Origin of the sequence: Gilliamella sp. App4-10, assembly GCF_001690495.1 — a bacterium.
GTDB classification, from domain to species: domain Bacteria; phylum Pseudomonadota; class Gammaproteobacteria; order Enterobacterales; family Orbaceae; genus Gilliamella; species Gilliamella apicola_G.
This window is the reverse complement of record NZ_LZGS01000053.1, coordinates 1-20,963: the sequence shown is the minus strand read 5'-3', so window position 1 is coordinate 20,963 and position 20,963 is coordinate 1. Positions and strand designations below refer to the sequence as shown.

Sequence of the window (20,963 nt, the reverse complement as noted above, 5' to 3'; positions counted from 1 at the left end):
ACTGGAATAAATCAGCATGACAGACTATAAAAATACTTTAAATTTACCGGAAACCGGATTTCCAATGCGAGGCGATTTGGCTAAACGAGAACCAGCTATGTTACAAAACTGGTACGATAAAGAACTTTATCGCAAAATCCGCCAAGTAAAAAAAGGGAAAAAAACCTTTATTTTGCATGATGGTCCTCCTTATGCAAACGGTAAACTTCATATTGGTCATGCTGTTAATAAAATTATCAAAGATATCATTATCAAATCAAAAGGTTTAAGTGGTTATGATTCCCCGTATATTCCAGGATGGGATTGTCATGGCTTACCCATTGAACAAAAAGTCGAAGAGCAAGTTGGTAAACCAGGAGTTAAAGTATCTCCAGCTGAATTTCGCCAAATTTGTCGCGATTATGCGGCTTCACAAGTTGAACTACAAAAAGCCGATTTTATTCGTATGGGCGTACTTGGTGATTGGCAAAATCCTTATCGCACCATGAATTATGATACAGAAGCCAACATTATTCGAGCTTTAGGTAAAGTGATTGAAAATGGTCATTTAGTTAAAGGCGCAAAACCGGTTTATTGGTGTACTGATTGTATGTCTTCTTTAGCGGAAGCCGAGGTTGAATATTATGATAAATCATCACCAGCAATCGATGTAAAATTTAAAGCGGTTGATAATCAAGCCGTCGCAAATAAATTTGGTATCAATACCAATTTATCTATTTATGCTGTTATTTGGACAACCACACCTTGGACATTACCAGCTAGCCGAGGGATTGCTTTAAATGCAGATTTTGAATATCAACTTGTTCAAATCAATGATAAAGAGTGTCTAATCTTAGCCACTGATTTAGTTGAAACTGTGATGAAGCGAGCCAATATCAGCGAATGGAAAGTGTTAGGTAGCTGTCAAGGTAAGGCACTTGAGTTATTACGTTTTAAACACCCATTCCTTGATTTTGATGAACCTGTGGTACTTGGCGAGCACGTTACTATTGATGCAGGTACGGGTGCAGTACATACCGCACCGGGTCATGGTACAGAAGACTTTATGGTCGGTCAAAAATATGGTCTTGAAGTAGCAAATCCCGTTGGAGGTAATGGTTGTTACCTACCGGGTACTGGTGCTGGATTAGATGGTTTATTTGTATTCAAAGCCAATAAAGTTGTCGTTGAAATATTAAAAGAACATAACGCGTTACTACACTTTGAAAACATCGAACATAGCTATCCATGTTGTTGGCGTCATAAAACACCGGTCATTTATCGCGCAACACCGCAATGGTTTATCAGCATGGAAAAGCAAGGCTTGCGAACGCAATCATTAGAAGAGATCAAGCAAGTCCGCTGGATCCCTGATTGGGGGCAAGCACGCATTGAAACCATGGTAGCTAATCGACCAGACTGGTGCATTTCTCGCCAACGCACGTGGGGCGTGCCAATGACGTTATTTGTTCACAAAGAGACCGAAGAACTTCATCCAGACACGTTAGCATTAATTGAAAAAATCGCTAAATTAGTTGAAAAAGATGGTATTCAAGCCTGGTGGGATGCGGATATTAAAGACCTTTTAGGTCCTGATGCAGAAGATTACCGAAAAGTACCCGATACATTAGATGTTTGGTTTGATTCGGGATCGACATTCTATTCGGTCGTAGCCTCACGCCCTGAGTTTGAAGGGCATGAAGCCGATCTTTATCTAGAAGGTTCTGATCAGCATCGTGGTTGGTTTATGTCTTCATTAATGTTATCAACGGCTATCAATAACCAAGCACCTTATAAACAAGTATTAACTCACGGTTTTGTGGTTGATGGGCAAGGCCGTAAGATGTCTAAATCGCTTGGTAATATTGTCACACCACAAGAAGTGATGAACAAACTTGGAGCCGATATTTTACGTTTATGGATTGCATCGACCGATTATTCAGGCGAAATGAGTTATTCAGATGAAATTATTAAACGCGCTGCTGACAGTTATCGCCGAATTCGTAATACCGCGCGCTTTTTGCTCGCTAACTTAAATGGTTTCGAACCAGTGAAAGATATGGTTAAACCAGAAGATATGGTCGTACTTGATCGCTGGGCAGTGAGTATGGCAAAAGAAGCACAAGAGCAGATCATTCAGGCTTATGAAAATTATGATTTCCACAAAGTGGTGCAACGTATTATGCAATTTTGCTCAATCGAAATGGGATCATTCTATTTAGATATCATCAAAGATCGCCAGTACACAGCTAAAAGCGATAGTATTGCTCGCCACAGTTGCCAAACGGCTTTATATCATATTGCACAAGCAATGGTTCGTTGGATCGCGCCAATTTTATCTTTTACCGCAGACGAAATTTGGCAATATCTACCAATGACAAACAAACAAGAATTTGTTTTTGAAGATGAGTGGTATAGCTCACTCTTTGCTTTGTCAGATAACGAAGCTTTAAATAGCGAATATTGGGCGCAGATTTTAGCGATTCGTAGCGAAGTGAATAAAGTGCTTGAACAAGGTCGTAACGATAAAGTGATTGGTGGCGCCCTTGAAGCTGCTGTTACGCTTTATGCTGACGAAGATATTGTCGCAACATTAGCTAAATTAGAGAATGAATTACGCTTTGTCTTACTTACATCACAAGCGAGCGTAAAACCATTACAATCAGCGCCAGCCAATGCTGTGCAAAGCGATATTCAAGGACTGAAAATTGAACTCGCTAAGGCGCAAGGTGATAAATGCCCTCGTTGTTGGCACTATACTGTCGATAATGAGCCAACAACACACTTATGTAAACGTTGTGCAGAAAACATTCACGGCCAAGGCGAAGTGCGACATTTTGCATAGCGATAAGCCATTTAGCACATTAAAATAAGCTATAGCCTCTCTTTATAGCTATCTAGTATCCTTTCCGCCGACAATTGTCGGCGGAAATATAATAATGAGCACAGACTTATATGAAAAAAGATAACGGACTTTACTGGTTATTATTTGCAATCATTGTTTTTATCATTGATATCGCAAGTAAATTTTGGATTTTAAATAACTTCTCACTATTTGAATCAGTGAACCTATTACCCTTCTTCTCAATTACTTATGTACGCAATATTGGCGCTGCCTTTAGCATTCTTGAAGGTCAACGTACGATGCTTGCCGCTATCGCCTTGATTATCAGTGCCGTGATTTTGTATATGTTATACCGTAATACTCGCCAGCAAAAATTAGAAAATTTTTCATTATCGCTGATTTTAGGTGGTGCATTAGGTAATTTATTTGATCGCCTTTATCATGGTTTTGTCGTCGACTTTCTTGATGTCAATTTTGGTGATTGGCACTATCCAACCTTTAATATCGCAGATTGTGCAATCTGCATGGGTATTGGATTATTTATCTTCTGTAATTATAAAAAACCGAAGAAGACTGTATAGTATGCAAATTATTTTAGCTAATCCTCGTGGTTTTTGTGCTGGTGTTGATCGTGCTATCACCATCGTTGAACGTGCACTTGTATTATTTGGTGCACCAGTTTATGTGCGCCACGAGGTTGTACATAATCGCTATGTTGTTAATCGTCTAAAAGAGTTAGGGGCGATCTTTATTGAAGATATTAGCGAAGTACCCGACAACACCATTCTTATATTTTCGGCACATGGTGTGTCTAAAGCGATCCGAGAGGAAGCCAAACAACGCAAACTCCGCGTTTTTGATGCGACTTGTCCACTCGTAACCAAAGTGCATATGGAAGTTGCTCGATCAAGCTATCGTGGCGAAGAGGTCATTTTAATCGGACATGCAGGTCACATCGAAGTAGATGGTACAATGGGGCAATATAACAATCCCGAAGGTGGCATCTATTTAATTGAATCGATTGATGATGTACAAAAGCTACAGGTAAAAAACGAAAATAACCTTTGCTTTACCACGCAAACAACGTTATCAGTTGATGATACAGCCGAGATCATTACTGCTTTAAAAAAACGTTTTCCTAATATTCGCAGTCCTCGCAAAAATGATATCTGCTATGCGACAACCAATCGCCAGCAAGCCGTTAAACAGCTATCATCACGTGCCGATATTGTCTTTGTCGTTGGTTCTAAAAATTCGTCTAATTCCAATCGCCTAGCCGAGCTAGCAAGGCGAAACAGCAAACAGGCTTATTTAATTGATTTTGCTTCTGATATCCGCAAAGAATGGTTGATAAATGCACAGACAATCGGTGTAACAGCCGGCGCTTCTGCCCCTGATATTTTAGTACAGCAAGTGATTAATCATTTAAAAAGCCTCGGTTGTACATCACTCATTGAAACAGATGGCATTTTAGAAAATATCACCTTTGAAATTCCCAAAGAGCTTCGGATTGATATTAAGCCAATTTAATTTAAGAAGAAGCTTTCAGTCCCTGAAATTTTGCTAATAACGCTTCTTTTGTTTCAACATGTTCAGGGTCGGCAATAATCGCATTTTGAATAGGGCAAACACGCTGACATGTCGAATGATCATAATAACCTACACATTCGGTACATTTATTAGGATCAATTTCATAAGTATCAAAACCCATTGAGATAGCCTCATTTGGGCACTCAGGCTCACACATATCACAATTAATACACTTATTAGTTATTTTTAACGCCATTGCTCTTCTATCTTTACCGACTTCAAAAAATTTTCGCCATTATAGCGCAATCGCCAATAAATCCTAATAAAGATCAAGTTGTCGCTTATTGAGCGACTCAATTATTGTAAAAAACTTTCAGGGAACTATGTCTTTTAGTATAAAATAGATAATTTATATAAGATAATTTTCATAATTATTACAATTTATTAAGAATGGTTATCAATTTCATTTATATTTATTGAGATAAAATGTAAAAAACTACAAATAAATTAAAGGATGAAAAGGTTTGTTAAAGTCTATGAAAATTAGATATATAGTTACTGCTATTATCTTCTTAGCAATTATTTATATTGTATACTTAATCACATCTCATTCAGAACCTACCGTTAATTATATTACCTCGCCTGTGACCAAAGGTCATATTGAAAAAACAGTTCTTGCCGATGGTACAATTAGCGCTTTTAAACAAGTTAGTGTTGGCGCACAGGTTTCTGGTCAAATAAAAAAACTCTATGTTGAGTTGGGCGATGAAGTTAAACAAGGCGATATGATTGCCGAAATTGACGATCTTAAACAAAGCAATGATTTAAAACAATCAGAAGCTTCACTTAATAGTTTAGAAGCACAACGAGAAGCCAAACAAGCAAGACTAATTAACTATCAGTTAACCTATGATCGTCAGCACAAACTGGTCAGTAAGGGAGTGGGTATTCAATCAGATTTGGATGCCGCAAAAGCCGAACTTGATGCTATCAAAGCCGATATTGCTGCGCTTAATGCCGATATTGTTAAGGCGCAAGTTGCGGTTGATACAGCGAAAGTTAACTTAGGATATACTAAAATTCGCTCACCCATTGATGGTGTGATTGTCGCCATTCCTGTCGATGAAGGACAAACCGTTAATTCCGTCCAAAGTGCACCAACCATTGTTAAAGTAGCGCAGCTGGATAAAATGACTATTGAGGCGCAAATTTCCGAAGCCGATGTGGTCAATGTTAAAAAAGGGATGCCAGTTTATTTTACCATTTTAGGACAACCGAATAGACGTTTTGATGGTTTAACACTACGTGCGATAGAGCCAGCACCAGATTCAATTAATACCGAGACAACCTTGTCAGGCTCATCCTCATCAACAAAAAGCGCGATTTATTACAATGGATTATTTGATGTGAATAATCCCGATCATATTTTAAGAATTTCAATGACAGCACAAGTTTATATTGTCTTGTCTGAAGCAAAAGATGTATTAACCATTCCTTCTCAAGCAATCCAAAAAAAATTAGGTAATAATAAAGCCATTGTTTATTTATTAAATAAAAGTAAAGAAATTGAAGAACACGAAGTTATTTTAGGTATCGATAATAATGTCAATGTTGAAATAAAATCGGGTATTAAAGAGGGTGATATTGTTGTAGTAAGTAGTACTAATGGAGCGTCAATAGGTAATAATGCAAGATCCCCAAGGATTCGATTCTAATATGGCAAAGAATATACCTCTTATCAAGCTTGAAAATATTGTTCGTGAATTTCCAGCAGGTGATTCAACCATACAAGTTCTTAAAGGCATCAATCTGACAATTAATGCAGGTGAAATGGTGGCGATTATTGGGGCATCAGGGTCTGGTAAATCCACTTTGATGAATATATTAGGCTGCCTAGATAAACCAACCACTGGCACTTACTCCATTGGCGGACGGACAACAAGTAAATTGTCACTTGATGAACTCGCCGAATTACGTCGCGAGCATTTTGGCTTTATCTTTCAACGTTATCATTTGTTAAATGCACTAACTGCACAAGGCAATGTAGAAATTCCAGCCATTTATGCTGGCGTGACCAGTGAACAACGGCAAAAAAGAGCGGACGAAATTTTAACACGTTTAGGACTTGCCGATAAAATACATAATAAACCTAGTCAGTTATCAGGAGGACAACAACAACGTGTCAGTATTGGCCGAGCTTTAATTAATGGTGGACAAATCATTTTAGCTGATGAACCAACCGGAGCCCTCGACCGCAAAAGTGGCTTAGAAGTGATGGCAATATTGCAAGAGTTACACCAACAAGGCCACACAGTTATTATTGTTACACACGATGCAAATATTGCCCAAAATGCTCAGCGAATTATTGAAATTAGTGACGGTAATATTATTTCTGATTCAATAAACCCCAAATACCAATCTGAACAAAGTGATAATCGTCAAATTAAGCAAATCGAAGCAACTAAAACCCAAGATAACTTCTTGGCAAAATATTATCGTTTTCGTGATGCTTTTAAGATGGCTATGTTGTCGATGCTTTCACAGCGATTACGTACTGTCTTAACGATGTTAGGTATCATTATTGGTATTGCCTCTGTGGTATCAGTTGTTGCATTAGGGCAAGGCACAAAGCAGAAAATTTTATCTAACATTAATTCGTTGGGAACAAGCACGCTTGAAATCTATCCTGGCTCAGGCTTTGGTGATCGCAATGCAGATAAAATCACGACACTACGCTCATCTGATGCCGATTTTTTGGCTCAGCAAAGTTTTGTTCACAGCACCACGCCAAACCTATCAACGGGTGTTTATTTTCGAATTAACAACTTAGCTGTAACAGGAACCGTAAATGGTGTTGGAGAGCAATTCTTTGCAGTTCGTGGTTATACTATTTCTCAAGGAAAATCGTTTGATGAAACAAGTATTATTACTTCAGCACAAGATGCGGTAATTGATGAAAATACCGTTAAGCGACTATTTGCAGATCAAAACCCTATTGGAAAAATTTTAATGGCCGGCCAGCTACCCGTAAGAATCATTGGCGTTGCGACTAAACAACAACAAGGATTTGGTAGTAATGAAAGCTTGAATATTTGGTTACCTTATACCACTGTGATTAATCGTATGATGGGTCAAACTTCGTTAAAAAGCATCACTGTACGCGTTAAAGATAATGTCGATTTATCAATTGCAGAACAAGCTATCAATCAAATCATGTTAAAACGACATGGCACAAAAGATTTTTTTATCTTTAACTCAGATAATATACGAGAAACCATTAACTCATCAGCTTGGGTAATGACACTCTTGGTTTCGGCTATTGCACTCATTTCACTGATTGTTGGTGGCATTGGCGTGATGAATATTATGCTAGTATCGGTCACAGAAAGAACGCGAGAAATTGGCGTACGTATGGCCGTTGGTGCGCGTTCAAGCGACATATTACAACAATTTTTAATTGAAGCCGTATTAGTTTGTTTAACGGGTGGCACAATAGGTATTTTACTTTCGTTTGCTATTGGATTTATCTTTAACGCTTTTGTTACATCATTTGCTATGAGTTTTTCCATTATCGCCATTGTTGCGGCATTTAGCTGCTCAAGCATAATTGGCATTATCTTTGGTTACTTTCCAGCAAAACGTGCAGCAAAACTTGATCCTATTTATGCTTTAGAGCGAGAATAGTCTTATTACTATAATAAAAAATCCCTTTGCACAAAATGATACAAAGGGATTTAAATGATTAATTTATACAATTGATTTATTTAAGTTTGATAATCATTTATTTTTTAATAGAATGAGATTTTTCTTTTATTTTTACATTAGGATCTAAACCTACTACAAATGCGGTTACTCTTGCATAATCATTAATAAATTCCTCATCACTGGTTCTATTAAGCTGATTTGTTACGATATAAAACTTACGATTTACAATAACAGTAGGAATAGATTCTGGTTTCATTTCTTTAATCGCATCAGCTTGCTGTGCCATAAACGCTTTAACTAAAAAGTTATCTTTTGTTTTATCAAACTCTTCAGCACTGATACCTAATTTTTCAAAAACCATTTTAATATCATCAGCAGTTTTTATTGTTTTATCTTTTTGCACTGCATTATAAAGTGCATCAGAGGCTTTATCTTCGATACCTAATACATTAGCCACAGCCCATGCTTGCGCAAGTTCTTTAGCTAATGGACCAAAATCCTCTAAATGGTAGCGTCTAAATTTAACGCCTTCTGGTAAAGCCTTACCAATAGTTTGTGAGCCTTGATGTTGAATTTCAAATCTAAAACAACTTGGACAATTAAACGAAAAGAACTCAATGACTTCTTTGTCAGGTGAGGGATTAGTTGGCAATGTCGCATATTGTTTACCTAATTCAATCGGTGTTTGTACATTTGCTATGGTTGGTTTTGATGTGTCGGCTTTAGCCGTTGTTTTTCCTCCATCTGCAAAACAACTTACAGAAGAAAGCAAGACACTAATTGCAATAAGTGTTTTTTTCATCTTAATAATTCTCCTTATTCTTTTATAATCCCACGTGCTTTTAATAATGCGGATTTAAAATCTTCTTCATAATCTTTTTTTAGACCCGGAATAGCTTCGTTCTTATCTGAGCCTCGCATTTTTAAATGATAAATTAATATTTCATCACTTAAGTCTTTTAATTCACCTTCAAAACCAGCCTCTTGTCCCAATTTAGCTAAAAATTGTAATAAGTTAAGATCAGAATCGCTTTCCCAAGCTGGTTGTAATAATTCCATTACTTCATCAATACGATGACATTTCATAATTAATACCTTTTTAAATCCTCAATTTAATTGAAGATGATATAAAATCTTATTTATATATACCTAAATAAATTATTCCAATACGTAAGGCAATAACTCACATACCCATTATTGCCAACCTAAAAATCGACACAATAATAATATTTAATTGATTAAACTACACCTTAAAAATAGACTGGTATATACTCAGTTTTAATAATAGTTGAATCAGTCTGATTAAAATGTGTATGCTGCAACTTAAAATAACTTTGATATATAGTAATGTTATTTTGTTTTTTCGCAATGTAAAAGAGAAATAATTTATGGAAAAACTGTCTATTACTGCAATCATTTTAGCTGGGGGAAAAAGCACTCGCATGAATGGCAAAGACAAAGGTTTATTATTATTAAATCAAAAACCGCTCTATCAACATGTCATTGACCGTATCAAACCTCAAACTGATTCAATCATGATTAATTGTAATAATAATGTTAACCAATATCAATCAGCTGGATATCCAGTGTTTAGCGATGTTTTAACGGGGTACTTTGGCCCATTATCAGGTATTTACAGTGGGTTATTATATAGTACAACTGATTGGAATTTATTTGTTAGTTGTGATACTCCCTTTTTACCGAATGATTTAATCGCACGTTTAGCTGTGCATACCTTAACCCATACAGCAATTTATCCTATTGATGGTAAATATCATCACCCAACCATCCTACTTATTCACAAGAGCGTTATTCAACAAGTTAGAAGTTATTTAGAACAGGGTAATCGTAAATTAATATTATTTTTAGAACAAATCAATGCAAAATGGGTCGATTTTAATGATCAGGCTTCTTGTTTTATTAATATCAATACGCCTAAAGAACTTAAACAAGTAAATCAGCTGACAAAGTAACCAAACATACAAAGAGGATAACGATATAATCCATATAACAATAATTTATCAATAGTTAATTTCACCGAAACACTGATCTAAGGTAATACGTTCATGCCCGCTTCTAATACCTAGCAACACATTAGGTTAACCATTTTTTAAATTGCTCAGTAAATAATTCTATCTCTTCATTTTGAGTAGACCATGAAGTACAAAAACGCAAGCCAATATGATTACAATCAGTTTGGCCAAGATTATCAACAGAATAATGAGCGAGAATTTTTTCAGCCAATTGATTAGGGAAATTAACAAATAACTGATTACTTTGTGGTTTAGCTGCAAATGTTAATCCTGCTTTCTCAAATATCGTTTTTAATTTATCGGCCATCTGATTACTATGCTTGCCTAGCTCAAAATAAAGGTTATTTTGCATTAGCGCATTCATTTGTGCTGCCACAATCCAACTTTTCGCGAATATTGCACCTTTTTGTTTCATACTGAAACGAAAATCTTGATTAATAGCAAGGTTATTAAATACCACCGCTTCACCAGCCAAAGCACCAACTTTAGTACCACCAATATAAAATACATCTGTGTATTTTGCTAAGTCAGGAAAAGATATATCATTATCCTTCGCCGCTAAAGCCATAGCTAAACGCGCTCCATCTAAATAAAGATAAAGGTCATTTTTTTGACAAAATTGATATAATTTTTTGATCTCCTGCTTGGTATATATAGTGCCAAGTTCTGTTGTGTTTGAGATATATACAAGCTTAGGTTGCACCATATGTTCATCACAATGATCAGCTAAAACGGGCTTAATCAGTTCAGGCGTTAGCTTTCCATCTTCTGTTTGTACTGTTAACACTTTATGCCCAGTTGCCTCGATAGCCCCAGTTTCATGCACATTTACGTGCCCAGTATCAGCCGCAATCACCGCCTGATAAGGTCTTAAGATATGTGAAATGACCACTAAATTAGTAATCGTACCCCCCGGCATAAAATGAATATCAGCATTAGGCGACTGTAACTGTATTTTTATGTTTTCTCTTGCCTGGTTACAACATTGATCTAAACCATACCCACTGAACTTCTTATCAGTAATATCAATAACACTTTTGAGCAATGTAGGATGAATAGTCTGATTATAATCATTCAAAAAATCATACATATGATTACCTTTATCGTTTAGCTTTGTATAAAATGATGTAATATTAATTACACATGAATATAACACTTTTAAAAGATGGGTTCTATGAACAAACAAAAAATTATCGGCATTAATGGCTATAGTGGCAGCGGTAAAACAACATTGCTGAAAAAGATCATTCCATTGCTTATTGAACAAAATTTTAAAGTCGGCTCAATAAAACACGCTCATCACGATATTGAAGTCGATATTCCAGGTAAAGATAGTTATGAATTACGGAAGGCTGGATCCTTACAAACAATTGTTGCTTGTGATAAGCGATATGCTGTGTTTCATGAAACACCAAATAAGCCAACCGATTTAATCACACTCATTAATCAATTTAATGATGTTGATATGATATTGATAGAAGGTTTTAAACACGAAAAGATTCCTAACATTATTTGCCACCGCAAAACAAATAAAAAAGCACTTTATATTGACGAGTTTACCATAGCGGTTGCAAGTGATGAGCCGTTAACTACTTCTTTACCAGTATTGGATATCAATCAACCACTTCAAATTGTTGAATTTATAAAAAACTATTTATTTAAACAATAATATAGCGTATCTTATTTACCAAATTTTTACTTTATAGTCTATAAAACATACATGATTCCTTTATTAAAAAAATTAAAATACATTTTAAGCATTACCAAAAAAGGAATAATCGGACTCATCTTGCTATCTCTCTTTTCTACTTTAGTTATGCGCTGGGTAAATCCTCCATTCGGTTCTATGTTAATGATAGAGCGCAAGATTATGCATTGGAACACACCACAACAACGAATCTGGAAAGATCTAGATAAAATTTCAGACAATATAAAAATTGCAGTAATAGCATCAGAAGATCAGAATTTTCCTGCACACCGAGGATTTGATTTTAAAGCTATTCGCCTAGCACTAGACCATAATCAAAATAGTAAAAAGATTAAAGGCGCTAGCACAATCACTCAGCAAGTGGCTAAAAATATCTTTTTATGGTCATCTCGCAGTTGGATTCGTAAAGGAATTGAGTCTTGGTTTACATTATGGATAGAGTTATTTTGGTCAAAAGAACGTATACTCGAACTCTATTTAAATTGTGCAGAATGGGGAGAAGGTATTTTTGGTATTGAAGCCGCATCTCAGCACTATTTTAATGTCAGTGCCAGCCAGTTAACATCACGGCAAGCAAGTTTACTTGCAGCAGTATTACCTAATCCAAGACGTTGGAGTCCAATAACACCAAGCAAGAGAGTCCAAAAAAAAGCAAAATGGATTCATACCCAAATGCGTAATTTAGGCAATAACAATTATCTTAAAAAACTAAAATAACCACTTATTCCTAAATAAATTTTTGGATAAATTCAGGCACAATTTTACTTGCTGGACCATAAATTTTTGTTTGAAATAAACTTTGTTTAAGACTAGGTTCTAGATTAAGTTCAATCGTTTCAGCACCAGATAAATTGGCTTCTTGCACAAAACCGGCAGCAGGATAAACATTACCTGAAGTACCAATAGCAATAAAATAATCAGCTTGCGAAAGTGCATCATAGATTTTATCCATCTGTAGTGGGATCTCTCCAAACCAAACAATATGCGGGCGAATAAATGGATTTTGTTTATAATCCACATCTTTTTCGCACTCAATAATTTGCCCTGTTTTTTCATTACGAACTTTTAATAATTCCCCATGCATGTGAATAGTATTTTTAGATCCAGCTTGTTCATGTAAATTATCCACATTTTGTGTCACAATTAATACATTTTCTGAGCCTAATTTTCTTTCTAACTCAGCTAAAGCAAGATGTGCTGCATTTGGTTTAACATTGGCATCTTGTAATTTATTGCGCAACATATTATAAAATTGATGAACCGTTATAGGATCTCGAATATACCCTTCATAAGTGGCAACATCATCGACATTATAGCCTTCCCACAACCCATCTTGCGCACGAAATGTTGATAGTCCCGACTCAGCTGAAATACCAGCGCCTGTTAAAATGACAATTTTAGGTATCTTCATAATGGATATATACACCTTTCCCTTTGCTATTAAATTATTTTGTTATAAGTTAAACATCAACCATAGTAATTACTTTTTTTAAAAAAAGTGAATAAAATTATTACTTGTATTCAGTAGTAAACATCTGTAATGCTGGTTTATTTAGTCTTTGATATTGGCTGTAAGCCGTTGCCACTTTCAGTCGGATAGCTTCTTTAGATTCACCTTTCAACCAACTATCAATCATCGCATAAACACTATACGCTTCTGGTGCCATTCGATGCATAGTCAAAATCAAAGGCGTGATGCCTAAACGAGATAGTGGTGGTGTAAAATATTGTTGGCTTTTGCAAGCAAATACTGCCGCATAACGTGATTTTTGTTTTTCTTGTTGTTCTTTTGATAATGTATCCCAGCGCCAGCTATCAGGCAGATACTTCTTCCATGACCATTCCATTAATGAATCGTGGCCAATATAGACAACCAGATCAGCACTGCCACCTGCCATGATCGTTTTATCACTTAATTTAAACGCTTTTACCTTTTTGCCTGCTGAGTAGTCAATAAAATCATCAACAGTATCGTTAATATATTTGCCATTATACGCCTGTGCAATTAGATAGACATCTTTGTCTTGGTGTTTGTAAATAATTTCTTCTAATATTATTCCTGATTTGGGTCGATTAATTTGTACAATTTGCCACTCTTTTTGCTTAGAAAAATAGGTTTTAAACCCGTAAGCAGCCCCCCAATAAAGGTTGTTTTTGGGATCTTGACCATTACCTATCGCCTTTGGAACAGGTGCAATCTTTTGATATTTGTTATCACAAAGCGCCACCAAAACATGGATCACTTTGGGATCGGCAAAACAGGGCAAGGAGAGTATGAAATAAATAATCGATGCAAACCATAACTGTGTTTTTCTTTTCTTCATTTAAGATTGTTACCTTAAAGGCCGTATTTATAACTACATTATTTTTTATATAGACTTTATAGCATAGCTATTCTACTATTTAGTAAGACGAGTTAACAAAAAATAAATAAATTTTATATAGGTATATGAAAAATGAAAACAATTGGTTTAATCGGAGGGATGAGTTGGGAAAGCACCACAACTTATTATCAAGTTATTAATCAAACTATTGCCAAATCATTAGGTGGCCTGCATTCAGCAAAAACAATTTTATATAGCGTTGATTTTCAAGCGATTGAAAATTGCCAAGCCAATAATGAGTGGAATAAAAGCGCAGAAATTTTAATTGATGCGGCTAAAAGAGTAGAATTAGCTGGTGCAGATTTTATTGTAATTTGTACTAATACCATGCATAAAGTTGCAGATCAAATCCAAAAAGCAATTAATATTCCGATTATTCATATTGCCGATGTGACAGCTAAACATTTACTAGCACAAAATATTAAATCGGTCGCTTTGTTAGGTACTAAATATACAATGGAGCAGGACTTTTATAAATCTAAACTGATCGATAAAAATTTAAATGTGCTTATTCCAGAATCTCAAGACAGAAATATCATTAATCAGATCATTTATGATGAACTTTGCAAAGGTATTATTCAGCCTGATTCTAAGCAAGCCTATCTTAATATTGTTGATAAACTCGTTAAAAATGGCGCAGAAGGTGTTATTTTAGGCTGTACGGAAATAGGGTTATTAATCTCTCAATCCGATCGTAATATACCTTTTTTTGATACAGCCTTAATTCACGCACAAGAGGCAGCATTACTTGCAATAAGTTAATAAGTTATTCTTCGTTCGTATATTCTAGTATATCACCCGGTTGGCAATCTAGATGTTTGCAGATTGCTTCGAGTGTTGCTAGTCTAATTCCTTTTACTTTACCTTGCTTAAGTAATGATAAATTTTGTTCTGTAATACCAACTGCTACCGCTAGATCTTTTGATTTAACTTTACGTTTTGCTAGCATTACGTCTAAATTTATTATAATTGGCACATATGGCTCCTTTTAAATAAATTGTTTATTTTCTTCAGCTAGTTGGCAAGCCTTTTTTAGTATTTGACCTATAAGCATAATACTCATGGCAGGAAATAGCGTTATAATATCATCACTAGAAAAAGAAATAGAAAAGTAACGTGCTGACGACTCTTGATTATAAGTTAAGATCATTGTTAATAAAGGTTCAGATAAAAAACTTATAACCACCCAAAAAACAAGCAATTTGCCAAATACGTAACAATGGTTAGCTGATTTTACCGAAAAATACTCTGATTGACTGTAATTAATAAACAATAATCTAAGTTGATAAAACGCATAAGCTAAAATAAGTATTAATGAAGTATCGATTAACATTGCGATAAGTCGCTTGCCATCCAGATAACGATTTAGGATCAACATTATCAATCCCACTTTGGATAAAAGAAAACCCTCCAAATTCAAGCCCAATATTTTGCATACCCAAAAAATAATATAAGAATGGGCATATTGAGCTAATTAACATAATTAGAATAGGAATTAATGTTAATAATGCCATGAAGCGACAATATTGATTCAATCGAGAATGTGTTTTAGTCATATCTGTGTTCATCTTTATATCCTTTCTTTTATAAAACTGTACACAATATAACATAAACAAAATTTAAAACAATAAAAAATTAAAATAAAACGATAATTTTTTATTGTTTTATTAGGTTAGAATACAAAAAAAACCTTACTTTTTTATCAGTAAGGCCTAAGAAGTTAACAATAACAAATCAACTATGCTTCAATAGCCACTCGTAATTTTTTCATTGCATTTTTTTCGAGTTGGCGAATACGTTCAGCTGAAACACTATATTTATCAGCTAAAACTTGTAATGTAGATTTGCTATCATCTGAGTCTAACCAACGTGCTTTGATAATATCTTGGCTACGTTCATCCAATTTTAATAATGCATCGTGTAACTTATCTGTTGCATCATTTTCCCAATTATCATTTTCTATTGATTTTGAAAAATCAGAATTACTGTCTTCTAAGTAAAGTGCTGGTGCAACAATTGAATTATCATCGTCATCACTATCTATATCAAATGACATATCTTGTGCTGACATGCGAGATTCCATTTCAAGTACATCTTTACGACTTACACCTAACTCATCAGCCACCATATCAACTTCAGCATTATTAAACCAACCTAAACGTTGTTTGGTCTTCCTTAAATTAAAAAATAGCTTTCTTTGTGCCTTAGTCGTTGCAACTTTAACAATACGCCAATTTTTTAATACGTATTCATGAATTTCGGCTTTTATCCAGTGCACAGCAAATGAGACTAAACGCACCCCCATTTCTGGATTAAAACGGCGTACGGCTTTCATTAAACCAATATTGCCTTCTTGAATTAAATCAGCTTGCGGTAAACCATAGCCAGAATACCCACGAGCAATATGCGCAACAAAACGTAAATGAGATAATATCAATTGTCTTGCTGCATCAACATCATCATGATAATAAAGTTTTTCGCCTAATGATTTTTCTTCTTCTGCTGTTAGCATCGGATAGGTATTAATCATACGAATATATGATTCAATATTACCTTGTGGAATTAAAGCACCTACTTGCATTTTTATATCAGTACCCATTTAACTCCCCCTTAAATTAACTAGTTTTTGTCACATAGATAAGATGCAACAATTAAAAACGTTAAACTAACTTTGATTTATTAATTAGACCTTCAAGCTATAAATTAGTTCATATTTTTTATTTAAAATTAATAAAACATCTTGCTAGGATCAACATTTACAAAAACTAATATACATTCTAATTAGTTATGTCGAAATAGCTAGGTAATTTGTGTCATTTTTAAATATTTTTTAGTCGCAACAAGCGATGAAAACCATCCAATAATTATAGTAATAAATATAATTAATAAGCTTTCATCCCATGATAAGCCTTCAATATGAATAATTGTCCCAAAAGCATCAGAAACATTCAATATAATTGATTCTATTTGAAAGATAAATATTTTCGATAATACCAACGAAACGATAGAGCTAATAAAACCTATAAAAATCCCACTATATAAAAAAGGACGTAAAATAAACCCTTCTGTTGCACCAATTAATTGCATAACAACTATAGTTTGTTTTCTAGCAAAAATATTTAAGCGAATACTATTACCGATTACAAGTGACACAGCAATAATCATAAAGATGGAAATAATCCAAAAAACAGATCTAACCATATTAGTTAACGCTGTTAATCGAGTAAACCAGCTATCATCTAACTTTATATCATCTATGCCATCAATATTGAGTAATTCAACTTGTAATCGATGCAATACAACTGTCTTTTTTGCTTCATCTTTAGGTATAACAATGGCTACTGCCGGCAGTGGATTTTCATCTAATAAATCTAATGCGCTACTGAATCCAGACCATATTCTAAATTCCTCTTTTGTTTCATCTCGAGAAAGATAATCAATTTTATCAACCTCAGGGTAAGATTTGAGTTTGACTAGTAATTCTGTAGTTTTCTCCGAGGTTAATTCTTTATTGATATAAATAGTTAAATTAGGCGTTGGATACCATTGATGTGCAGCCTGACTGGCATTTTTCCAAAGTAAATAGCTAATAGTTGGTAGCGTAATAGAAATCGCAATAACAAAAATAGTCAGTAATGATGCAAAAAGATGTTGAGTAAAATCATTAAAGGCATTGCGCCAAGCATAACTAATTTGCCTTTTCCAACGAGACAAAAAAGTATTTTTCGTTTCTTTCGATTTAGTAAATTTGATAGTAGTATTTCGCATCAATTTTTAAACTCTAAACGCCCTTGATTTAAATGCAGTATTCTATGATGCTTACGACGAATAAGCCCTATATTGTGCGTTGCCATCAAAACAGTCACACCTGACCGATTAAACTCTTCAAAAAGCTTTAAGATATCTTTAGAAAGCTTATCGTCTAAATTACCGGTCGGTTCATCAGCAAGCAAGACACTAGGGCGATTAACAATTGCACGAGCTATACCCACTCGTTGTTGTTCTCCACCTGATAATTGTATAGGATAAAATTTCATCTTATTTATCAATCCGACTTTATCCAATGATGCTGAAACCCGTCTGCGAATTTCTTCTATTGGTTTACCTAAAATAATTAATGGAATAGCAACATTATCATAGACAGTGTGATCCATTAATAGCTGATGATCTTGAAATACCATACCAATAGTGCGACGTAAAAATGGCATATCGTGTCTTTTTAGGTTTGAAACATTAATACCATTTAGTAGTACTTGACCATCATTGGCTTTCTCTAAACCACAAATTAACCGCATTAAAGTACTTTTACCTGCACCAGAATGCCCCGTTAAAAATGCCATTTCTCCAGATGATAAAGTAAAGTTTATATTCTGTAATGCTGGTTTACCACCAGAATAAACTTTACTTACACGCTGAAATTCGATCATGACTTTTCTCTATTCATCTGCTTCATCAAATAAAGCATTTATAAAATCATTGGCAACAAAAGGCCTTAAATCTTCAATCTTTTCACCAATGCCTATATAACGTATTGGGATATTAAACTGATCTGCGATGCTAAAAATAATCCCACCTTTTGCCGTACCATCTAATTTAGTCAATGTCATTCCTGTTACACCAACCGCTTCATTAAATAGTTTAGTTTGGCTAATCGCATTTTGACCGGTACCTGCATCAATCGTTAACATGATTTCATGAGGTGCTGTTTCATCTTGCTTCTTAATCACTCGTACTATTTTTTTCAACTCATCCATTAAATGAGACTTATTTTGTAAACGACCTGCTGTATCAGCTATTAATATATCTATTTTTTTTGCTTTCGCTGCTTGTATTGCATCAAAGATAACAGATGCCGAATCTGCATTGGTATGCTGTGCAATAACAGGGATATGATTACGTTCCCCCCAAACTTGCAATTGTTCAACAGCAGCAGCACGAAATGTATCGCCAGCGGCAAGCATAACTGATTTACCTTGTTGCTGAAATTGACGGGCTAATTTACCAATTGTCGTTGTTTTACCTACACCATTAACACCAACCATTAAGATAACAAATGGGTTATGAGTATTAATATCAAGTGGTTTATCTACTCCATCTAAAATAGATTTCATTTCTTGTTTTAAAAGCACATGTAAAGCATCAGCATCTTTTAGTTCTTTTCTTGAAGCTTGCTTTGTTAAGCTATTTATAATTTTTTGTGTTGTATCAAAACCAACATCAGCAATAAGTAACTGTTCTTCTAGTTCTTCAAATAAGGCATCATCGATCTTTTTTCCTTTAAATAGACTTAAAAAACCAGATCCAATATTCTGTTTAGTCTTAAAAAGACCTTTTTTTAAACGGGAGAAAAACCCTTCTTTTTTTTGTTCAACCATAAATAATTTATCCCATGATCATTTAAAGATCATTGTATCTTATTTTAGAATAAAGCCCAATGCATTAGATCTTTTAAAAAGATTATAAAAGAAATATTTCGTGATCCATAACCAGTAAATATCGCTGATTACAAGTAAAGATCTCGAGTTGTGATGAATCGCCATTCACTTAATGGTAACTGGTGAGTAAATAGATTGTACTTGCCAATCTGAACTCGTATTAGACGCAAACAAGGAAAACCGATCGCAGCACACATTCTTCTGACCTGCCGATTTTTTCCTTCTGAGATTGTCATACTTATCCATGAAGTAGGTATTGTTTTGCGTTCTCTAATAGGAGGCTCTCTTTTCCATAACTGCAATGGTTCATCAAGAAAGGTTACTGTGGCTGGCTGTGTGTAAAATTCTTTTAATTGCACACCAGTTCTTAGCTTATCTATAGCCTGTTGATTAATAATACCTTCAACTTGTACCCAATAAGTTTTAGGCAATTTAAACTTTGGTGAACTGATTTTGGCTTGTAATTTACCGTCACTAGTTAACAATAATAACCCCTCACTATCAGTATCTAACCGCCCTGCAGGGTAGAACTTAGGTAAGTTTATAAAGTCTTTTAACGTCTGATATTTTTCATGCGGTGAAAATTGAGTCGTAACATTAAACGGTTTATTAAAGGCTATTAATGAACTCATTCTGTTCTCTTGTTAACAAATAATCTTCATTTGATTAAAATTATTATAAATAATAATTTATTTATAATAAAATAATTAAAAGCAAAAAAGCCCAGCATCACTGCTGGGCTCTCTCTAAATTTAAAAGTCTGGCGGCACCCTACTCTCACATGGGTAATACCCACACTACCATCGGCACTACGGCGTTTCACTTCTGAGTTCGGCATGGGGTCAGGTGGGACCACCGCGCTATTACCGCCAGACATATCCTGTCTTCTCTTCTTCTACATCAATGATGCTATAATAAAATATTATACCTCTTCACCATCAATATCTCAATCCAGAACAAACTGCTTTATCATTCTTTAATCAACCTCAGTCAACCTAGAATATTAAAAACTCTCGCGTAACCCCAAAACAACTCCGAGTTGTAAGGTTAAGACTCTCGGTTCATTAGTATCAGTTAGCTCAATGTATCACTACACTTACACACCTGACCTATCTACGTCTTAGTCTCAAACGGACCTTACTGAATCTCTTCAGGGAAAACTCATCTCGAGGCTAGTTTCGTACTTAGATGCTTTCAGCACTTATCTATTCCGCACGTAGCTACCGGGCAATGCAATTGGCATCACAACCCGAACACCAGCGGTGCGTTCACTTCGGTCCTCTCGTACTAGAAGCAAACCCTCTCAATTTTCCTACGCCCATGGCAGATAGGGACCGAACTGTC

At 35.0% G+C, this 20,963-nt stretch carries 21 protein-coding genes, 2 rRNA genes and 1 pseudogene; 9 read left to right on the top strand and 15 right to left on the bottom strand.

Features of this window, described 5'->3' with window-relative positions; genetic code table 11:
• Positions 1-16: 16 nt before the first annotated feature.
• From ileS to ispH, 3 genes are all read left to right on the top strand, one after another.
• Positions 17-2,824, top strand: coding sequence for an isoleucine--tRNA ligase (gene ileS, locus A9G23_RS10940; protein ID WP_065587642.1), 2,808 nt, complete (start codon positions 17-19; stop codon positions 2,822-2,824).
• A gap of 110 nt (positions 2,825-2,934) precedes the next feature.
• Positions 2,935-3,405, top strand: a complete 471-nt coding sequence (lspA, locus tag A9G23_RS10935) for a signal peptidase II (protein ID WP_065587641.1) — start codon at positions 2,935-2,937, stop codon at positions 3,403-3,405.
• Between the two features lies 1 nt (position 3,406).
• Positions 3,407-4,354, top strand: a complete 948-nt coding sequence (ispH, locus tag A9G23_RS10930) for a 4-hydroxy-3-methylbut-2-enyl diphosphate reductase (protein WP_065587640.1) — start codon at positions 3,407-3,409, stop codon at positions 4,352-4,354.
• Position 4,355: 1 nt separating this feature from the next.
• Here the strand turns inward: ispH and A9G23_RS10925 are convergent, their stop codons facing one another.
• Positions 4,356-4,610 carry a YfhL family 4Fe-4S dicluster ferredoxin gene (locus tag A9G23_RS10925; RefSeq protein ID WP_065587639.1) on the bottom strand — a complete coding sequence of 85 codons (255 nt, stop codon included), beginning with the start codon at positions 4,608-4,610 and terminating at the stop codon, positions 4,356-4,358.
• Between the two features lie 280 nt (positions 4,611-4,890).
• Here A9G23_RS10925 and A9G23_RS10920 point away from each other — a divergent pair, with 280 nt between their 5' ends.
• Both A9G23_RS10920 and A9G23_RS10915 read left to right on the top strand, forming a co-directional pair.
• Entirely contained in the window at positions 4,891-6,069 is a 1,179-nt protein-coding gene (locus A9G23_RS10920) for an efflux RND transporter periplasmic adaptor subunit (protein ID WP_065587638.1), read from the top strand.
• Position 6,070: 1 nt separating this feature from the next.
• Positions 6,071-8,038 (top strand): MacB family efflux pump subunit, encoded by a 1,968-nt coding sequence (locus A9G23_RS10915; protein WP_065587671.1) that lies wholly within the window; start codon positions 6,071-6,073, stop codon positions 8,036-8,038.
• Between the two features lie 97 nt (positions 8,039-8,135).
• Here the strand turns inward: A9G23_RS10915 and A9G23_RS10910 are convergent, their stop codons facing one another.
• Together A9G23_RS10910 and A9G23_RS10905 are read right to left on the bottom strand one after the other, a co-directional pair.
• Positions 8,136-8,861 (bottom strand): DsbA family protein, encoded by a 726-nt coding sequence (locus A9G23_RS10910; RefSeq protein WP_081297042.1) that lies wholly within the window; start codon positions 8,859-8,861, stop codon positions 8,136-8,138.
• 14 nt (positions 8,862-8,875) lie between these two features.
• Positions 8,876-9,145 carry a YihD family protein gene (locus A9G23_RS10905; RefSeq protein WP_065587637.1) on the bottom strand — a complete coding sequence of 90 codons (270 nt, stop codon included), beginning with the start codon at positions 9,143-9,145 and terminating at the stop codon, positions 8,876-8,878.
• Between the two features lie 302 nt (positions 9,146-9,447).
• Between A9G23_RS10905 and mobA the strand changes: the two genes are divergently transcribed.
• Positions 9,448-10,032, top strand: a complete 585-nt coding sequence (mobA, locus tag A9G23_RS10900; protein ID WP_065587636.1) for a molybdenum cofactor guanylyltransferase MobA — start codon at positions 9,448-9,450, stop codon at positions 10,030-10,032.
• Between the two features lie 121 nt (positions 10,033-10,153).
• Here mobA and A9G23_RS10895 read toward each other — a convergent pair whose 3' ends face one another.
• Positions 10,154-11,182 (bottom strand): threonine aldolase family protein, encoded by a 1,029-nt coding sequence (locus A9G23_RS10895; protein WP_065587635.1) that lies wholly within the window; start codon positions 11,180-11,182, stop codon positions 10,154-10,156.
• An 84-nt stretch (positions 11,183-11,266) separates the two neighbouring features.
• Here A9G23_RS10895 and mobB point away from each other — a divergent pair, with 84 nt between their 5' ends.
• Both mobB and mtgA read left to right on the top strand, forming a co-directional pair.
• A complete protein-coding gene (mobB, locus tag A9G23_RS10890) occupies positions 11,267-11,761 on the top strand; it encodes a molybdopterin-guanine dinucleotide biosynthesis protein B (protein WP_065587634.1) in 495 nt (164 codons plus the stop codon).
• 51 nt (positions 11,762-11,812) lie between these two features.
• Complete coding sequence (mtgA, locus tag A9G23_RS10885; RefSeq protein WP_065587633.1) at positions 11,813-12,517, top strand: monofunctional biosynthetic peptidoglycan transglycosylase; 705 nt, start codon at positions 11,813-11,815, stop codon at positions 12,515-12,517.
• A 10-nt stretch (positions 12,518-12,527) separates the two neighbouring features.
• Here mtgA and cobB read toward each other — a convergent pair whose 3' ends face one another.
• Together cobB and A9G23_RS10875 are read right to left on the bottom strand one after the other, a co-directional pair.
• Positions 12,528-13,211 (bottom strand): Sir2 family NAD+-dependent deacetylase, encoded by a 684-nt coding sequence (gene cobB, locus A9G23_RS10880; protein ID WP_065587632.1) that lies wholly within the window; start codon positions 13,209-13,211, stop codon positions 12,528-12,530.
• Between the two features lie 100 nt (positions 13,212-13,311).
• Positions 13,312-14,124, bottom strand: coding sequence for a hypothetical protein (locus A9G23_RS10875; RefSeq protein WP_065587631.1), 813 nt, complete (start codon positions 14,122-14,124; stop codon positions 13,312-13,314).
• A gap of 132 nt (positions 14,125-14,256) precedes the next feature.
• Between A9G23_RS10875 and A9G23_RS10870 the strand changes: the two genes are divergently transcribed.
• A complete protein-coding gene (locus tag A9G23_RS10870) occupies positions 14,257-14,946 on the top strand; it encodes an aspartate/glutamate racemase family protein (RefSeq protein ID WP_065587630.1) in 690 nt (229 codons plus the stop codon).
• Positions 14,947-14,950: 4 nt separating this feature from the next.
• Here A9G23_RS10870 and A9G23_RS10865 read toward each other — a convergent pair whose 3' ends face one another.
• The 9 genes and pseudogenes from A9G23_RS10865 to A9G23_RS10820 form a co-directional block, all read right to left on the bottom strand.
• The gene (locus A9G23_RS10865) at positions 14,951-15,160 is read right to left on the bottom strand and encodes a helix-turn-helix domain-containing protein (RefSeq protein WP_065587629.1); all 210 of its coding nucleotides are present in this window, start codon (positions 15,158-15,160) and stop codon (positions 14,951-14,953) included.
• A 12-nt stretch (positions 15,161-15,172) separates the two neighbouring features.
• Entirely contained in the window at positions 15,173-15,562 is a 390-nt protein-coding gene (locus tag A9G23_RS10860; RefSeq protein WP_081297041.1) for a DUF2975 domain-containing protein, read from the bottom strand.
• A 360-nt stretch (positions 15,563-15,922) separates the two neighbouring features.
• Positions 15,923-16,783 carry an RNA polymerase sigma factor RpoH gene (gene rpoH, locus A9G23_RS10850; protein ID WP_065587626.1) on the bottom strand — a complete coding sequence of 287 codons (861 nt, stop codon included), beginning with the start codon at positions 16,781-16,783 and terminating at the stop codon, positions 15,923-15,925.
• 200 nt (positions 16,784-16,983) lie between these two features.
• Positions 16,984-17,952, bottom strand: coding sequence for a permease-like cell division protein FtsX (ftsX, locus tag A9G23_RS10845; protein ID WP_065587625.1), 969 nt, complete (start codon positions 17,950-17,952; stop codon positions 16,984-16,986).
• A complete protein-coding gene (ftsE, locus tag A9G23_RS10840) occupies positions 17,952-18,611 on the bottom strand; it encodes a cell division ATP-binding protein FtsE (protein ID WP_065587624.1) in 660 nt (219 codons plus the stop codon). The genes ftsX and ftsE overlap by 1 nt, the downstream gene beginning before the upstream one ends.
• Positions 18,612-18,620: 9 nt before the next feature.
• Positions 18,621-19,544 (bottom strand): annotated as a pseudogene (gene ftsY, locus A9G23_RS10835) (signal recognition particle-docking protein FtsY); the annotation flags it as partial.
• 143 nt (positions 19,545-19,687) lie between these two features.
• Positions 19,688-20,251 (bottom strand): pseudouridine synthase, encoded by a 564-nt coding sequence (locus A9G23_RS10830; protein WP_065587623.1) that lies wholly within the window; start codon positions 20,249-20,251, stop codon positions 19,688-19,690.
• A gap of 126 nt (positions 20,252-20,377) precedes the next feature.
• Positions 20,378-20,493: ribosomal RNA gene (gene rrf / locus A9G23_RS10825) — 5S ribosomal RNA — on the bottom strand.
• A 169-nt stretch (positions 20,494-20,662) separates the two neighbouring features.
• Positions 20,663-20,963: ribosomal RNA gene (locus A9G23_RS10820) — 23S ribosomal RNA — on the bottom strand; the annotation flags it as partial.

What these genes read in the sequence shown, in the direction of transcription:
- ileS (WP_065587642.1), top strand. Translation starts at nt 17, where the DNA reads ATGACAGACTATAAAAATACTTTAAATTTACCGGAAACCGGATTTCCA.
- lspA (WP_065587641.1), top strand. Translation starts at nt 2,935, where the DNA reads ATGAAAAAAGATAACGGACTTTACTGGTTATTATTTGCAATCATTGTT.
- ispH (WP_065587640.1), top strand. Translation starts at nt 3,407, where the DNA reads ATGCAAATTATTTTAGCTAATCCTCGTGGTTTTTGTGCTGGTGTTGAT.
- A9G23_RS10925 (WP_065587639.1), bottom strand. Translation starts at nt 4,610, where the DNA reads ATGGCGTTAAAAATAACTAATAAGTGTATTAATTGTGATATGTGTGAG.
- A9G23_RS10920 (WP_065587638.1), top strand. Translation starts at nt 4,891, where the DNA reads ATGAAAATTAGATATATAGTTACTGCTATTATCTTCTTAGCAATTATT.
- A9G23_RS10915 (WP_065587671.1), top strand. Translation starts at nt 6,071, where the DNA reads ATGGCAAAGAATATACCTCTTATCAAGCTTGAAAATATTGTTCGTGAA.
- A9G23_RS10910 (WP_081297042.1), bottom strand. Translation starts at nt 8,861, where the DNA reads ATGAAAAAAACACTTATTGCAATTAGTGTCTTGCTTTCTTCTGTAAGT.
- A9G23_RS10905 (WP_065587637.1), bottom strand. Translation starts at nt 9,145, where the DNA reads ATGAAATGTCATCGTATTGATGAAGTAATGGAATTATTACAACCAGCT.
- mobA (WP_065587636.1), top strand. Translation starts at nt 9,448, where the DNA reads ATGGAAAAACTGTCTATTACTGCAATCATTTTAGCTGGGGGAAAAAGC.
- A9G23_RS10895 (WP_065587635.1), bottom strand. Translation starts at nt 11,182, where the DNA reads ATGTATGATTTTTTGAATGATTATAATCAGACTATTCATCCTACATTG.
- mobB (WP_065587634.1), top strand. Translation starts at nt 11,267, where the DNA reads ATGAACAAACAAAAAATTATCGGCATTAATGGCTATAGTGGCAGCGGT.
- mtgA (WP_065587633.1), top strand. Translation starts at nt 11,813, where the DNA reads ATGATTCCTTTATTAAAAAAATTAAAATACATTTTAAGCATTACCAAA.
- cobB (WP_065587632.1), bottom strand. Translation starts at nt 13,211, where the DNA reads ATGAAGATACCTAAAATTGTCATTTTAACAGGCGCTGGTATTTCAGCT.
- A9G23_RS10875 (WP_065587631.1), bottom strand. Translation starts at nt 14,124, where the DNA reads ATGAAGAAAAGAAAAACACAGTTATGGTTTGCATCGATTATTTATTTC.
- A9G23_RS10870 (WP_065587630.1), top strand. Translation starts at nt 14,257, where the DNA reads ATGAAAACAATTGGTTTAATCGGAGGGATGAGTTGGGAAAGCACCACA.
- A9G23_RS10860 (WP_081297041.1), bottom strand. Translation starts at nt 15,562, where the DNA reads ATGTTGATCCTAAATCGTTATCTGGATGGCAAGCGACTTATCGCAATG.
- rpoH (WP_065587626.1), bottom strand. Translation starts at nt 16,783, where the DNA reads ATGGGTACTGATATAAAAATGCAAGTAGGTGCTTTAATTCCACAAGGT.
- ftsX (WP_065587625.1), bottom strand. Translation starts at nt 17,952, where the DNA reads ATGCGAAATACTACTATCAAATTTACTAAATCGAAAGAAACGAAAAAT.
- ftsE (WP_065587624.1), bottom strand. Translation starts at nt 18,611, where the DNA reads ATGATCGAATTTCAGCGTGTAAGTAAAGTTTATTCTGGTGGTAAACCA.
- A9G23_RS10830 (WP_065587623.1), bottom strand. Translation starts at nt 20,251, where the DNA reads ATGAGTTCATTAATAGCCTTTAATAAACCGTTTAATGTTACGACTCAA.